Origin of the sequence: Calothrix sp. NIES-2100, assembly GCF_963875285.1 — a bacterium.
Lineage (GTDB): Bacteria > Cyanobacteriota > Cyanobacteriia > Cyanobacteriales > Nostocaceae > Aulosira.
This window is the reverse complement of record NZ_CAWNLA010000001.1, coordinates 8,304,118-8,319,777: the sequence shown is the minus strand read 5'-3', so window position 1 is coordinate 8,319,777 and position 15,660 is coordinate 8,304,118. Positions and strand designations below refer to the sequence as shown.

General features: G+C 43.8%; 13 protein-coding genes. 7 read left to right on the top strand and 6 right to left on the bottom strand.

The features are described 5' to 3' along the window. Window positions 1–108: 108 nt before the first annotated feature. Window positions 109–711: a TetR/AcrR family transcriptional regulator gene (locus tag AACU32_RS33855; RefSeq protein WP_096606449.1), complete on the bottom strand. Its 603-nt coding sequence runs from the start codon at window positions 709–711 to the stop codon at window positions 109–111. A gap of 304 nt (window positions 712–1,015) precedes the next feature. Here AACU32_RS33855 and AACU32_RS33850 point away from each other — a divergent pair, with 304 nt between their 5' ends. Beyond that, on the top strand, window positions 1,016–2,956 hold the full coding sequence (locus AACU32_RS33850) for an FAD-dependent oxidoreductase (protein WP_096606447.1): 1,941 nt from the start codon (window positions 1,016–1,018) through the stop codon (window positions 2,954–2,956). Window positions 2,957–3,134: 178 nt separating this feature from the next. On the opposite strand, the gene AACU32_RS33845 is transcribed toward AACU32_RS33850, so the two are convergent. Next, complete coding sequence (locus AACU32_RS33845) at window positions 3,135–3,455, bottom strand: DMT family transporter (RefSeq protein ID WP_096606445.1); 321 nt, start codon at window positions 3,453–3,455, stop codon at window positions 3,135–3,137. A gap of 256 nt (window positions 3,456–3,711) precedes the next feature. Here AACU32_RS33845 and AACU32_RS33840 point away from each other — a divergent pair, with 256 nt between their 5' ends. From AACU32_RS33840 to AACU32_RS33830, 3 genes are all read left to right on the top strand, one after another. Continuing rightward, the gene (locus AACU32_RS33840; RefSeq protein ID WP_339378508.1) at window positions 3,712–3,927 is read left to right on the top strand and encodes a hypothetical protein; all 216 of its coding nucleotides are present in this window, start codon (window positions 3,712–3,714) and stop codon (window positions 3,925–3,927) included. 195 nt (window positions 3,928–4,122) lie between these two features. Beyond that, window positions 4,123–4,710, top strand: a complete 588-nt coding sequence (locus AACU32_RS33835) for a Crp/Fnr family transcriptional regulator (protein ID WP_096606443.1) — start codon at window positions 4,123–4,125, stop codon at window positions 4,708–4,710. A gap of 488 nt (window positions 4,711–5,198) precedes the next feature. Then, window positions 5,199–5,945, top strand: a complete 747-nt coding sequence (locus AACU32_RS33830) for a DUF561 domain-containing protein (RefSeq protein ID WP_096606441.1) — start codon at window positions 5,199–5,201, stop codon at window positions 5,943–5,945. 168 nt (window positions 5,946–6,113) lie between these two features. On the opposite strand, the gene AACU32_RS33825 is transcribed toward AACU32_RS33830, so the two are convergent. Beyond that, window positions 6,114–7,259, bottom strand: coding sequence for a DegT/DnrJ/EryC1/StrS family aminotransferase (locus AACU32_RS33825; protein WP_096606439.1), 1,146 nt, complete (start codon window positions 7,257–7,259; stop codon window positions 6,114–6,116). Window positions 7,260–7,491: 232 nt separating this feature from the next. Here AACU32_RS33825 and AACU32_RS33820 point away from each other — a divergent pair, with 232 nt between their 5' ends. From AACU32_RS33820 to AACU32_RS33810, 3 genes are all read left to right on the top strand, one after another. After that, window positions 7,492–8,268, top strand: coding sequence for an ABC transporter permease (locus AACU32_RS33820; protein WP_096606437.1), 777 nt, complete (start codon window positions 7,492–7,494; stop codon window positions 8,266–8,268). Window positions 8,269–8,448: 180 nt separating this feature from the next. After that, window positions 8,449–12,117, top strand: coding sequence for a tetratricopeptide repeat protein (locus AACU32_RS33815; RefSeq protein WP_096606435.1), 3,669 nt, complete (start codon window positions 8,449–8,451; stop codon window positions 12,115–12,117). A gap of 635 nt (window positions 12,118–12,752) precedes the next feature. Beyond that, window positions 12,753–13,190 (top strand): hypothetical protein, encoded by a 438-nt coding sequence (locus tag AACU32_RS33810; RefSeq protein ID WP_096606431.1) that lies wholly within the window; start codon window positions 12,753–12,755, stop codon window positions 13,188–13,190. Window positions 13,191–13,406: 216 nt separating this feature from the next. Here AACU32_RS33810 and AACU32_RS33805 read toward each other — a convergent pair whose 3' ends face one another. The 3 genes from AACU32_RS33805 to urtE all read right to left on the bottom strand — a co-directional run bounded on the left by AACU32_RS33805 (window position 13,407) and on the right by urtE (window position 15,569). Next, window positions 13,407–14,045 (bottom strand): histidine phosphatase family protein, encoded by a 639-nt coding sequence (locus AACU32_RS33805; protein ID WP_096606429.1) that lies wholly within the window; start codon window positions 14,043–14,045, stop codon window positions 13,407–13,409. A 201-nt stretch (window positions 14,046–14,246) separates the two neighbouring features. Then, window positions 14,247–14,627: a hypothetical protein gene (locus AACU32_RS33800; RefSeq protein ID WP_096608300.1), complete on the bottom strand. Its 381-nt coding sequence runs from the start codon at window positions 14,625–14,627 to the stop codon at window positions 14,247–14,249. Between the two features lie 243 nt (window positions 14,628–14,870). After that, window positions 14,871–15,569: an urea ABC transporter ATP-binding subunit UrtE gene (gene urtE, locus AACU32_RS33795; RefSeq protein WP_096606427.1), complete on the bottom strand. Its 699-nt coding sequence runs from the start codon at window positions 15,567–15,569 to the stop codon at window positions 14,871–14,873. Window positions 15,570–15,660 lie beyond the last annotated feature (91 nt).

Here is a 15,660-nt window from a genome sequence, read left to right as displayed (position 1 = left end):
AAGCAACTACTAGCTTATCGAAAATCAGACATTAAGGGATTGCTGACAGTCAACCGTCAACAGTCAACCGTCAACGACTTTAACGAAATAATTGATTTTTTGGAGTCCCTAATCTTGTTTCAATCCCACCCATAAAACAGAAATCATTTCATTGACGATCGCTTCCTTCGGTACATCATCAACAAAAGTACTGGCGAGGGGAAGACTCTCAATTACAGACAGAAAGAATCCAGCTAGCAGTTGGGGACGCACATCACGAATTTCACCGCGCTGTTGTGCTTGGGCAAATACTTGACAAATAGGTTCAAATATGCAGCGTGAAGAACAAGCGGATAGTCTAGCAGTATTTTCCGCATCCAATAAAGGCATATCTGTATGTACCATACTTAAAAAGTGGATGGGAGGCACAGAAAGGAACCATGCAGCAATTGCATAAAGTTGCGATCGCAGATCATCGCCATTTTGCGCAATTGCTTGCTGTATACCAAGGCGATGACGCTCAAACAGGCGTTCGTGTACGGCGACAAACAGCTGCTCTTTACTGGGAAAATGATAATACAAAGAAGCCTGACGAATTCCTACGGCATCAGCAATCTCCCTCATAGTCACTGTATTATAGCCACTGCTGCGGAATAGCTCTTCTGCTTGCTCAAGAATCCGTTCTCTACCACCAGATGAGACATGTTTTGGAGAGTTGCGATCGTCTGGCACTCTCAAACCTACCTAACGCTTAGTAGTCAACTTTCAAATATTATATTACACTGTCAAATAATCTGCTCATTTGTGAACCCAACTCTACAGATTTATCGTCTGTGGTGTCCATAAACTTATCTAGGAAACTTGAGGACACATTATTTACAAAAACAACAGCTAGCACTTAATAGTTTGTCCCGTTTTCCCTCAAACCATCACTGAGGATTAACGCTGAAATGGGAAAAATACTCCGAAAAAAAGGCTAACTCATAGCCATGATTTCACGCCAGTAATTCATCATCAAGAGTTAATTCTGTAACCAATGAGCCAATTATCGAATTCACCAGAATCATCTACTATTTCCCGCCGCACACTGCTTAAGTGGTTCGGTATTGGTAGTATCGCTGGAGTAACCGGATACTCTCGTTTCAGTAAGCCACAACCAACGGTTTTTCAAAGAGAAACCCTACAACTACCAAGAGTGTTGAGTCAAGATAAAACTGTAGTAGTTATTGGGGCTGGATTAGCGGGTTTAGCTTGTGCATATGAATTGAGTCAGCGGGGATTTGCTGTGACACTTTTAGAAAAGTCCCCTCAATTAGGTGGTAAAATTGCCAGTTGGCAAATTGAAGCGGTAGGTGAAACCTTTATGATGGAACATGGGTTTCATGGCTTTTTTCCTCAGTACTATAACTTGAATGGTTTAGTTAGTGAATTGGGGATAAATGAGCATTTTAAATCATTAAATTTTTATGCAGTTGTGTACCGCGATCGCAAATATCAACCAGAGGTATTTCGCCCTAGTCGTTCCGCCTTTCCTTGGAATATTATAGATTTAGCGATCGCCTCTCCCAATCGCTTCCAATGGGGGATTAATTTAATTAACTTAAAACACTTACAAGTCTTTCAAGCCATTACCGGATTTCAGAGAGAAAGAAATTATCAACGCTTCGATAGTATTTCTGTCGCTGATTGGGTAGACAAGGAATTTCCGCGAGGTTTATACGACTTATATTTTCTCCCTTTTGCGAAATCCAGTTTGAATGCACCAGACATGATGAGTGTGGGAGAATTGATGCAATTCTTCCACTTTTATTTTTTTGGCAATCCAGAAGGACTTGCTTTTAATGGTACTAAAGATGATATGGGGACGAGTTTAGTCCAACCAATCGCCAAAGCAATTTTGAGTAATGGCGGTAAAATTATTACAGATGCAACAGTGAGCGAAATTATTGCAGCCCAAAATGAGATTGATTCACTCAAATATTTTGTTGGTAGTAATAAAAACAATGTACCTTTTTGGGTAAAACGTAACTCAGTTGTTACAGATAAAGAAATTGAATATTTTGGTGCGGCTGATGAAGTCTTTGCTGCCACAAAAGGAAGTCAAGAAGCAATTTCTCTTACCTGCACCCATCAAGGTTGTACTGTCAAAAAAGCCGATGATGGCAAATTTCATTGTCCTTGTCATGGTGCAGTATTTGCTGCTGATGGGAAGGTTTTAAAAGGGCCAGCACAAAGAGATTTAACTAAGTTTAAAATTGCCCAACGTCAAGATAAAGAAGTACAGCTAGTAGCAGCCAATCAAGAATCATCATCACCACAGACAATCACAGCCGATTATTACGTATTTGCAACCGATGTACCGGGAGTACAGCAATTATTTAAGCAGATGAACGGTGAGGTTAATCAAAAAGTGCGATCGCAAGTTGCGGCTTTAAGTATTGCAGACCCTTTTGCTGTGTGTCGCTTCTGGTTTGACCGTGATTTTCTGTGGGAACAAAGTAATTTTACTTCTTTATCTGGCTACCAGTTAACTGATAGCATTACCCTCTATCATCGCATTCAAGAACAATTCATTGATTGGGCAAAACGCACAGGTGGTAGCGTAGTAGAATTACACGCTTACTGCTATAAAGAAAAAGAATTCCCCACCCAAGAAGCTTTGTTGACGAAATTTGAGCAAGAACTTTATGAAATTGTGCCCGAATTAAAGCAAGCAAAGGTATTACATCGGGAATTAGTAAATCAACATAACTTTTCTGGATACCCACCAAATAGTTACGCAGAACGCCCAGAAACTAGCACCATTATTCCTAACTTAATTTTTGCTGGCGATTGGGTAAAAATGCCTTTCCCTTGTGGATTAATGGAAAGGGCTGTAAGTAGTGGCTTATTAGCCGCCAATGAGATTTTATCCCGTGAGGGTTTGCAGAAGCGATCGCTTTTCTCAGTGAATCCAGAAGGGTTGTTACAAATTTAAGTAGTTGCGCACAATTAAATTCTTTTCGGGAGATAGGGAACTCTTAACAGGGAAGAGAGAAATAATGTGTGTAATTAATTCTGCTTAGATAATTCAAACCTCTCTCCAAACCTCTATCCTGCGAGGACAGAGGTTTGAATTGACAAATGACAAATGACCAATGACAAATGACAAAAGGTTATTTACCTGAGTTTAAACCAGTTACGCCAATGACAATCAAGAAGATAGAGATCAGTTTCACAGTAGTGATAGATTCACGAAAGCAAAAAATACCAATGAGTGCAATCAGCGTAGTTCCTAAGCCAGCCCAAAAAGAATAAGCAACACTAACTTCAATTGTTTTCAGAGAAAGTGTCAAAAAAGTTAAACAAAGTCCATAAAATATAAATATTAATACTGTGGGAAATACTTGAGTAAATCCTTGTGACAACTTCATACAAGTTGTACCTAAAACCTCAAAGATTACCGCAGCAACTAAGTAAATCCAACTAATGAGCATTTTGATTATAGATAATTGAGTTTTCAATTTTCTACAATCGAGCAATAAAAATCAATAAGTAAAAATATTTTAACAACCAGATACCCGATTTCTTGCAGGAATTACGGATCTGATACCAATTTTTTATGAGAGACTACCGCCGGAAATTCTCCTGATACCGCTATTCGGTCACACCAAGGGTCATGCGGGTATCGCCGTCCAAACATCTGAAGGCTGGCTTCTACACGCAGGTGATGCTTACTTTTACCGAGATGAGATGAATTCTGAACAGCCAGATTGTACGCCTGGCCTGCGTGCTTACCAATGGCTGATGGAGGTAGACCGCAAGGCGCGACTGGAGAATCAAGCAAAATTGCGATCGCTACGCAACAATTACAATAATGACGTGCGCCTATTTTGCAGCCACGATGCGATCGAGTTCAAAACCTTCGCTGAAGAAAATAATTTGCGATCGTATAGCACGCCTAAATAAAGGTTTGTTGACTGTTGACTTTTGTACGGGCGGGTTCACAGATATCCTTGTGGATCAACAATGATCTAAATAAACCCGCCCCTACTGTTGACGCTCAACAGATTTCAAGCCTTAGCCATAGAAATACCGTAGACTCAGAGAACCCAATATATATATACTACAGTTAGTTTATCGATTAAGAGTATTATACAGCTAATGGCTCTATACTCAGTTGTTACTAGTAAAGTGAGTAGAAATACTAAGCAGATTTTTACTCGCAGGTCGTTCTTACCAGAGCATCAAAGCCTTCTGTGGCAGATTGAATCAGGCTTTGTTCGGACTTATACATATTTAGAAGATGGCACGACTGTGGCTTTAGGATTGTGGGGGCCAGACGACATCGTTGGGAGCAGTTTATCTAGGCTACAACCATATCAAATGGAGTGCTTGACTAAAGTCGAGGCGAGAATCTTACCTTTAGAGGAATGGGAGCAACCGACACAGACTTTGTTGCATCACATTCAACAAGCTGAAGAATTGATGGTGATTCGTAGCTACAAAAAGGTAGATACCATGTTGCTCAAATTATTGGCATGGTTATCGAAAAAGTTTGGTTCACAAGTAGAGAAAGGACGTTTAATCGATATGCGTCTAACTCATGAAGACTTGGCAGAAATCTTAGGTTCAACTCGCGTTACCATCACTCGGATTTTGGGACAGTTTGAGCAGGAGGGCATGATTGATCGTCTATCCCTACATCGCATTGTGTTACGAGAAGAAGATATTTGGTATTACGAAATTTAAACTGTTGACCGTTGACTGTTGACTGTTGACTGTTGTACGGGCGGGTTCACAGATATCCTCGTGGATCAACAATGATCTAAATAAACCCGCCCCTACAGACTGTTGACTGTTGACTGTTGACTGTTGACAAATGACCAATGAGCAATGACAACTCAGTAACGGTAGAATATACCTAATTTTCATAGCTTCAAACGAAGTTTTACCAACCTCGCTCTCAAAGAGACGAGGATTGACTAAACCAGTTTAGTCAACGTGAGAGGCGAATACCGCATTGAGACACAGTTTGGTACACACTTCCGAATACTTCCCTAGTTCGGACTATCTGTAAACCTAATTGGTTAGGTGCTGTTAGACAGGACATCTTAACTGTGTTGCGGGAAGGGACTTAAACGAGTTTACTGGATCTCGGCCTTATCGGCATTCAAAATCCAGCACTTAAAGAAAGTAAAGCCGTCTTCAAAGGACGGGGTTTCAAACCCAAATATCTGATGACAATGCATTCTTCTCTTCAACGTGCTTTTGCTAACCGCTGTGTCCTGAAAGCGATCGCCGGTTTAAATAACTTTGATAGCGATCGCGTCGCTGCTACTATCAAAGCTGCCGATTTGGGTGGTGCTACTTTTGTTGATATCGCTGCCGATGCGACTTTAGTACAATTAGCTAAAAGTTTGACCAATCTGCCAATCTGTGTATCAGCAGTAGAGCCAGAAAAATTTGTGCAAGCTGTGGCGGCTGGTGCAGATTTGATTGAAATCGGAAATTTCGATTCCTTCTATGCTCAAGGACGGAAATTTGAGGCTCTTGAAGTTTTAGCACTAACTCACCAAACTCGCGCTTTGTTGCCAGAAATCACCCTATCTGTGACAGTTCCCCACATTCTGGAACTAGATCAACAGGTACAACTAGCAGAAGAACTAGTAAAAGCTGGCGCTGATATTATCCAAACCGAAGGCGGTACTAGCAGCAACCCAGCCCACCCCGGAACTTTAGGCTTAATTGAAAAAGCTGCTCCCACCTTGGCAGCAGCTTTTGAGATTTCCCGTGTAGTTTCAGTACCAGTATTGTGTGCTTCCGGCATTTCTAGCGTGACAGCCCCACTAGCGATCGCCGCTGGTGCTGCTGGTGTGGGTGTCGGTTCGGCAATTAACCAACTCAACAGCGAAGTAGCGATGATTGCCGCTGTTCGTAGCATTGTCGAAGCTTTGGCAACTGCCAATAGCCGCGCGATCGCTTAGTAGGTAATTGGGGCATGGGGCATGGGGCATTGGGCATTGGGCATTGGGCTAGAAGTGAGCTTCAGTCCAAGAGAGGCAGAGGGGCAGAGGGAGAGTCTTTGTATAGGTTTCCTCCTCTGCACTAGAGCTTCCTTGTCCCCCTTGTCCCCCTTGTCCCCCCTGCCTCCCTTACCCTAAACAATCCTTCAGAGCATAAATCACCTGGTCTTGCTGTTCTTGTGCCAGTTCTGGGAACATGGGTAAAGATATCACCTCATGACAGATTTGCTCTGCTACTGGTAAGGAACCTGGTTGATAACCCAGATTTTGGTAAATTGGTTGCAAATGTAAGGGCAATGGATAGTAAACCATTGAACTCACGCCCTGTTCTTGCAATTGCTGGCGGATTGAGTCGCGGTATTGAGCGGTAGCACCGTTTCGCCCTGCACCAGAGATGCGAATTGTGTATTGATTCCAGACACTAACGCCGCCAGCTAATTCTTGCGGAGTAATGATACCGGGAACTTGGCTGAGGAATTGGTGATAATAAGCTGCGATCGCTCTTCGTTGTTCATTCCAATTATCGAGATGACGCAGCTTAATCTCCAGAATCGCTGCTTGAATGGCATCTAAGCGGCTATTAACACCGATTTCCTCATGGATGTAGCGCACCTTGCTCCCATGATCCCGTAGTACCCGCAGTTTGCTAGCAATTTCTGGGTCATTAGTAGTAATTGCGCCACCATCGCCGCAGCCACCAAGATTTTTCGTTGGGTAAAAACTAAAACAGCCAATGTGCCCAATACTGCCGACTTTTTGCTCACCCCAGCTTGCGCCTGTGGATTGGGCACAATCTTCAATGACTGCTAAATTGTGAGACTGAGCGATCGCCATCAGCGCCGTCATGTCTACAGGTTGCCCAAACAGGTGAACTGGGATAATAGCTTTAGTTTGAGGTGTAATTGCCGCAGCTACTTGCTGTAAATCGAGATTAAAAGTATCATCAATATCGACAAAAATCGGTTTAGCACCGACAGCACTAATTACCTCAGCCGTAGCAATAAAAGTAAAAGTACTTGTAATAACTTCATCACCAGGGCCAATATTCAAAGCGCGTAGCGAGAGAAACAGTGCATCAGTACCGGAATTACAAGCTACGCATTCAGTTACATTATGATAAGCGGCAAACTTTTTTTCAAAACCTTCTACTAAAGGCCCGCCAATATAACGACCAGAAGCGAGAACCTCTAACACAGCGGCACTCACCTCTGCTTCCAGAGTCGAATATTGCTGTTTAATATCAAAAGCAGGAACAGAATTTACACTTTGGATCATGAGTTTTTATTGATCTGGAAATACAAAAGATGCACTTCAACGCTCAATTGTTGCTGATTGTCAATAGTCATTGGGCATTGGGCATTGGGCATTGGGCATTTCTTATTTATCTTCCTTGTCCTCCTTGTCACGCCACTTGCTTCAAGCCGGGAAACCCGTCCAACGCAGTGGCTCCCCCTTGTCCCCCTTCTCTCCCTATACCCTAGCCCCTAGCCCCTGGAGGTAATTACCAATGCAAGATGTAATCAAGTTAGATTTGGCTGATTTAGCGATCGCAATTGGCTTAATGGCGATCGCAGTTGGTTTATCTGCTTGGGAAAAATTAGGACTAGAGTTTAATTTCCTCGTCGCTACCGGGAGAACTATTCTGCAACTGGTTGTGTTGGGATACGTTTTAGACTTCATCTTTGCTGTAAACAATGTTTGGGCAGTGTTGGCGATTGTAGTAATTATGCTGACGATTACGGCGATTGTCTCACGAAATCGCATCAGCCAAAAACTGCCCCGGTTATTACCTTGGGTGTGGGGGTCAATTTTTGTCAGTACAGCATTGACAGTGCTTTATAGCATTTTTTTGATTATTCAACCAGAGAGATGGTACGAACCCAGGTATCTGATTCCCTTAGCTGGGGTAGTTTTAGGTAATGCCATGAATGCAGCTGCGATCGCTGGCGAACGGCTGGTAAATACCATCAATTCATCACATTTAGAAATTGAAACTCATTTAAGCTTAGGCGCAACTCCAGAGCAAGCCATTAGCCAATATCGCAAAGAAGCCATTCGCGCCGGCGTACTTCCCACCTTAAATCAAATGATGCTCATTGGTATGGTTGCGCTCCCAGGAATCACCACCGGACAGTTACTAGCTGGAGCCACACCCCCCGATGCTGTCTCCTACGAAATATTACTGATGTTCATGGTTGCTTTTGCTAACTTGCTGACCACAATTTTAATTACACGCGGATTGTGTCGTCAGTTCTTTAACTCCACTGCGCAGTTAATTAGGTGAAAAAACGAACCCCAGACTCCTACGGAGAAGCAAGCTACGCGCAGCGTCTCGCAGAGAAGACGCGAAGTATTTGTAAGGTGGCTGTTCCCTATTTCCACAAATCTTACGGAATCAGCCACAATCTGCGTGAATTACTGGAATAAGCTAGCATCAAATAAACCAGTAAGCAGCGCAGCAGACATGGCAAAAAATTGGTTGCGGATTACACATCAAGGTGAAACAATTCAGCTTTCTTGGCAACGGGGATATGAAAGCCCGCGCCTTGCTCCTGAAGTCAGATTCCAGCAACCTTTTGATGAAGATAATTTAACTGATTTGCGCTGGTATTTAGAAGAATATCTCCGATTTCCTTACGGTATTTTCCCTGATAATGCTGCAAAGATTGAACAAAAGTTACAGCATTGGGGACAAGAGTTATTTGAGCTAGTATTTCGCAGCACTGAGAAAGCCAGAGAGTTTTTTCAGGAAGCGACAAGGGAAGGGCTGGATAACTGCGAACTGGGTATCATTTCCGATAACGCTACGGTGTTAAATTTACCTTGGGAATTGTTGTATTCTCCCGACTATCAATTTCTCGCCCCTTCATTGGCGGGGATGTATCGCAGTCTCAGCAGTCAAGGCGTTAGGGCACAGTTGCCAGCAATGCCCGATGACCAACTCAATATATTATTAGTTATTGCCCGTCCTTATGATGAGCAAGACGTAAATTTTAAAACCATTGCTCGTCCTTTGTTGGCGGCGTTGCAACCGATACGCCAGCGAGTTAATTTAAAGGTGTTGCGTCCCCCTAGTTTGCAAGCCTTTGAGGCGGAATTGCAAGCAAATAAGGGTTTTTATCATATCGTCCATTTTGATGGACATGGGAATTTTGACAACCAGACACAGGGCGTTTTAATTTTTGAGGATGAACAGGGAAAGGAGCAAACTGTCAGCGCCAGGGAAATTGCCCAATATTTGACTGATTGTCGCGTGCCGATTTTTGTGTTGAACGCTTGCAAATCGGGACGAGTAGGGGAAGAAGCCTTTTCCTCAGTGGCGGGACAGTTGGTGAAATTGGGGGCGAAAGGTGTGGTGGCGATGGCGTATTCCGTCCAAGCCGAAGGAGCAAAACACTTTATTGGGCGATTGTATGGCGAATTGGTGCGGGGTGGAAGTATCGCCACCGCCGTGGCTGTAGGGCGAAAGTCGATGTCAATTGAGAAACTGCGTCCCAGCCCTAAAGGAAATTTACCGTTACAAGATTGGCTTGTCCCGGTTTTATATCAACAGGAACCTTATACCCCCTTTGTTCCCAAGCAGCAAGCGCCGAGTTTTTTAGACTTGATGGCGCAAGCAGATCCCCCCCAGCCCCCCTTAGCAAGGGGGGTGAAAATGGAAGGTTTACCTGATGAAAGCGCCTATGGTTTTATTGGGCGAGATTATGAGATTTTGCGGTTAGAGAGAGCATTTCGGCAAAATCATGTAGTGTTAGTTCAGGGAATGGGCGGCGTTGGGAAGACAGAGTTAGTCGGTGGGTTTGCGCGGTGGTTAGATGATACCCAAGGACGCACAGGCGGTATTTTCTTCACTTCCTTTGAACAAGGGGCGGGGTTGAGTCAGGTAATTAACCAAATTGGGCGGGCGTTGGGCGGTGAGAGATTTTCCCAATTGATGAGCGAACAGCAACAAGCGGTGGTGCGACAATATTTGCAAACCAATCCTTGTTTATTGATTTGGGATAACTTTGAACCCGTCAACGGTTTCCCGACGGGGAATGAACCGTTAGTGAGTGGGGAAGAAAGAAATCAGCTGAAGCGGTTTGTGAAAGAATTGCGGGGTGGGAAATCTTGGGTATTAATTACCAGTCGCCGTGAAGAACCTTGGCTAGATTGTGGGTATAGTTTAATCAACTTGCGGGGGTTGTCGTCAGCGGATGCAGCAGAATTAGCCGCGAAGATTCTGCAAACCGTGGGTGTGGAGAGAAAGAACCTACCAGCCGAGTATTTAGAGTTGTTGAAATTGCTGGGAGGACATCCCCTGTCATTGCGGGTGGTGTTACCGCATTTAAAGACGCAGACACCAACTCAGTTAATTGAGGCTTTGCGGCGGGGGTTGGATACTTTTCAGGGAGTGGAGGACGAAGGTAGGGATAAGTCGCTTACGGTATCGTTGGATTATTCCTTTGCGAAGTTGTCAGAAAAGGCGCGGCGACACTTACCGTTTTTGGCGTTGTTTTCGGAACGGGTGAATGTTGATTGGCTGAGTGGTTTTTCAGCAAGTCCTGATAATGAATTTGGACAAGCATATCGGGCGGTGTTTGGGGAGAACCTGCAAAAAGCTGATTGGTTGCAGCTACTTAATGAAGCCGCCACCGCAGGTATTGTTGAATATTTTGGTAATGAGACTATCTACAAAATTCACCCTGCATTACCTTGGTATTTGCGCCAGCAGTTAAACACCATAGCGTCATTGCGAGTGGAACGCAGTGGAACGAAGCAATCTCATGATCCCGAACAATCTGGCGATTGCTTCGCTTCGCTCGCAATGACAGATGAGGAGGTGATTAACGAACTGGAAAAAAAGTTGCTTATTGTCTACGCTTTTCAGGGAGATTTTTACTATAAGCAATTTATTAGCAACGCAGAACTAGCAACTTTTCTGCTGCAAGTGGAAGAACCAAATCTGTTGCAAAATCTACGTCTAGCCGAACAGCAACAAGAATGGAATTATGCACAAGTAATTCTACATGCCTTGGGAGAGGTGTATCAGCGCATCGGGCGCAAACCCGAATTTAAGTCACTGCAACAACGGGCGCTGAAGCAAATTGGTATGCAATTGGCAGATGCGAAAGCAAAGGGTAAGAATGCTGTTAATTTCTGGATGTATTTGCGGGGTATTGAAGCTAATGAGGCACTGCGAAGTGCTGATTTGGCAAGTGCGAGTAAAATATATCAAGAAATTCTCGATGAATTAATAGCTTTAAATGACTCCTCGGTGAATGACAAAATTGCTGTTCCTTATCATCAACTGGGCATAATCGCCCAACGGCAAAGGCAGTTTGATGTGGCAATTGATTACTACCTCAAGGCGCTGAAGATAAAAGAAGATGCTGGGGATTTTTACTCTGCTGCTGGTGAATATCACCAACTGGGCAATGTCGCCTATGAGCAGAGGCAGTTCCTTACAGCTATTGATTACTACCACAAAGCGCTGAAGATATTTGAAGATGCCAGGGATTTGTACAATGCTGCTCGTGAATATCACACACTGGGCAATATCGCTTTTGAGCAACTGCATTTTGATGAGGCTGTTGGTTACTACTACAAGGCACTGAAGATATTGGAAGATGCCGGGGATTTGTACAGTGCGGCAAGTATCTATCACAACCTTGGCACAGTAGCCAAAGAGCAGACGCAGTTTGAACTGGCGATTCATTACTACCACAAGGCGCTGAAGATATTTGAAGATGCTGAGGATTTGTACACTGCTGCCACTGTCTATGGACAACTGGGCATGGTAGCCGAAGAGCAAAGGCAGTTTGATGTGGCAATTAACTATTATCAAAAAGCTTGGGAAGTTTATCAGCAGTTTCAGGATTGGTATAACGCTTCATTAACGCTGGGTAAATGGGGTAGAGCTTTAGAAGCTCAACAAAATTACGCTGAGGCTTTGCCAATTTACATTGGTGCTTTAGGCATTGAACTAAAGCATAATCAAGATTTGATTGCTTATTATATCTATACTTTAGCCCGTATGCTCCAGCAGTTAGGCGAAAGCCAGTTTCAAGTTATTTGGCGCGAGGCGACGGGTGAAGAGTGCGCGGGTGAGATGCGTGAGGCAATTTGGCAAGCGCGGGATGGGCTAGGTTGATTCAGATCCCCGACTTCTTGAAGGATACATCTGGTGAAACAGAGTTAATACTCCTCGCTTATCCCGCAATATCGCCGTCACCCTAGAAGGGTGCGGCTAATCGAACAAAGCCCACCTACCCTTCGGGAACGTCTTCGACGAACGTGGGCTAAGAAATCCAGCCTGCGAAGGCAGGCTTTGTAGCGATAGCCCCAGGCTTCCAGCCTGCGGGCGTTATTTCGGGTATGCGAGAGAACAGTGTATAACAGTATTGATCGGTCATACCCACAATGGGTATCTCGCAGCACCTCAAATAAGTTTTGCTGAAGCATTACAAGCGATCGCATAAGTTTTTCCCAAAAACTTGTAAAATTAAGCCTTAACATCGTCTGATCAACCATGACTATCGTCTGATCAATCATGACTATCGTCTGATCAACGATGACTATCGTCTGATCAACCGTCACTATCGTCTGATCAATCATGACTATCGTCTGATCAACGATGACTATCGTCTGATCAATCGTCACTATTCGTCTGATCAACGATGACTATCGTCTGATCAACGGTCACTATCGTCTCATTCAGGCTTAATGTTTCACAGTTGGTGATAACTTAATCCTCAGCCTTTCAATTATCCCGCATCAGAATCTAGCATGACTCAATTAACCCCAGCGGAAATCCAAGAAATTCAGCACATTCTCCAAGGCGATACCGCAACACAATCAGCGCTGACTACTCTGCAACAAAATAAAGGTGACTTGGAAGCGAGTTTTGATGCACTTTGGCAAGAGAAGTTCGGTAAAACCGATTATGGCAAGGGTAAATCACTGTTACAGCTAACTCTCGAAGAAATTCGCGCGGAAATTTGCGGGGATGATGGTTTACGGGGCAAAATTACAGAATACACCAAAAATCCTGGTAGTGCTGCTTTGCTTAACAGTGTTATTGGTTCATTGGTGACTGTTGCAGCAGTAAATGGCATCCCGATTGACGGGGCGATCGCGACTATTGTAATCTTATATATTGTCAAAATTGGTATAAACGTTTTCTGTAAATATACTGCCCCAGAAAACGAAGAACAGAAGAATTGAGCCAAGATTTAAAGATATTTTGAGAAAATATTATTGTACATATCATAATTATGCCCTTCTCCTTCGGAGACGCTAGCGCGAACGACTTCGCTCAGGGCACAGTGTCGCTCAGGGCACAGTATCGCTTAGGGCACAGTGTCGCTTAGGGCAATCATAATTATGCCCTTCGACTTCGCTCAGCCAACAGCAACTTGTATATTATTTTACGTAAATTGCCTAAGTTCCTGGTAAATTACGCAAGCTTTCATCTAAATGAGTCCGGTCTGCCATAGAACGCAACAGGGGGCCGTGAGAGGTGAATTCTACAACACTCACAGAAGCAACTGGGCAGCCGATACGATAGCGGAAGCGTCCCACATCAATACCCAACAGACTGCACAGAATAATTCTGATAGTTGCTTTGTGAGAAACTACTAAAACATTGCCACTACTGTAAAGGTGCTTGATTTCTTCAATTACCTGCATTGCCCGATAAGCGATGGTAATTGCCAGTTCTCCACCTGTTGGTGGATACCATCCAGGGTCGGCTGACCAACGCAGATAATCATCATGAAATTCTTGGCTGATGACTTCTGGTGGTTTTCCTTCCCACTTACCATAATTAATTTCCCTTAAACCATCTCGCAGTTCTGGTTGTATATCTAGCGCTGCACATAGCGGTGCTGCTGTCAATACAGTTCGCCGCATCGGACTAGAATAAACTGCTTTCCAAGGTGTAGAACTGTAAGCAGTTGCAAAAGCTTCAGCCATTGCTAAACCTTCAGGCGTGAGTTCTGAGTCTATCGAACCGCAAAAGGCATTATTGCGACTGCATTCTGTTTGTCCGTGACGAAGGAAATAAAGAGTTAAGCTCAAAATATTGTCTCTCTTTTGTCAATTGGGCTTCTCTGCGAGACGCTGCGCGTAGCTTGCTTCCCGTAGGGTACGACTTCGCTCAGCCTACCAGGCATTGGGCATTGGGCAATAGTTATTTGTCCCCCTTGTCCTCCTTGTCCCTCCGAAGTTCTGATCGGAGGAAGCCTCCGCTCAGACTTCTCTCCTTGTCCCCTTGTCTCCTCATCCCCCCGATCCCGTCGCCTGGGGTATTTGCTGTTGAATACGAGTTTTGAGTTCAGCCATGAGATTATCTCCACTGCGTCGCGCTTCCCAGGGGCCATAGTGGCGCGCCCCGATGTTCCACTGTCCCTGGATATAGTCTTCATTTTCTGAGAGAGTGCCAATGTATTTAATGGGGGCGGGGGAGGTGATTAAATAGCGTTTGGTAAAACTAATACTACGTCCATTTACTTCGCCGCTAATTTGGGCTTCGCCTAAGTAGTTGTCATCCAAAATAGAGCCACTAAGAGCATTGCCACTTTGAACGAATACTGCTTCAAAGCGGCTAGGGACTCCTTGTTGCCAATAGGTTCCTAGCCAAGTACCATTTAGGTCAGCCATGAGATTTTTCCCGTACTTATATTCCATTTAACGGTATTCTCATGTCAGAGAACGTAAATATTACAACTTTGAAAACTAATGCGGCGATCGCAATTTTCCGTATACTGAAAAGTTTAGCGATACCTGCGACTGGGAGCAGAGGATGCAGAGGGGGTAGAGGAGAAATAACTAATAACTCTTCTTACCCAATGACTGTTGAGTGTTGACGGTTGACAACTGACAACTGACAACTGACTAATAAAATTAAACTGCCAAAAATCGTTGAATCACATCCTGACTAAGTTCATCGGTGGAACCTGAGGCAACAATAGCACCTTTTTGCATGGCGTAATAATAATCAGCTTGGCGGACAAAGTGTAAGTGTTGTTCTACAAGTAAAACAGAAATGCCTGTGGTTTCAATGATGCGGCGGACTGCGGCTTCAATTTCCAGGATGATTGAGGGTTGAATCCCTTCTGTTGGTTCATCCAATACGAGTAATTGGGGCTGTCCCATTAAAGCACGAGCGATCGCTAGTTGTTGTTGTTGTCCACCACTTAAATCACCACCCATCCTTGACAACATGGTTTTCAACACCGGAAATAAGCTAAAAATCTCCTCATTAATTTCAGCTTTTTTCACTGGTTTCTGCCTAGCTTCTAATCCCAATAACAGATTTTCTTTAACCGTCAAACGCGGGATAATTTCTCGTCCCTGGGGAACATAACCAATTCCCATTTTTGCTCTTTGGTCTGGTGATTTAGAGTTGATTAAATTCCCATTGAAGTTAATTGAACCACTGCGAGGTTTAAGTAATCCCATAATTGTTTTGAGTAGGGTTGTTTTCCCTACCCCATTGCGTCCAATTAGGCAAATCATCTGCCCATTTGGAACATTCAAATCTACATTGCGCAGAATATGGCTTTCACCATAGTAAACGTTAAGATTAGATATATTTAGCATTTGTCATTTGTCATTTGTCATTTGTCATTTGTGAACAGTCAACAGTCAACAGTCTGTAGGGGCGGGTTTATTTAGATCATTGTTGATCCAC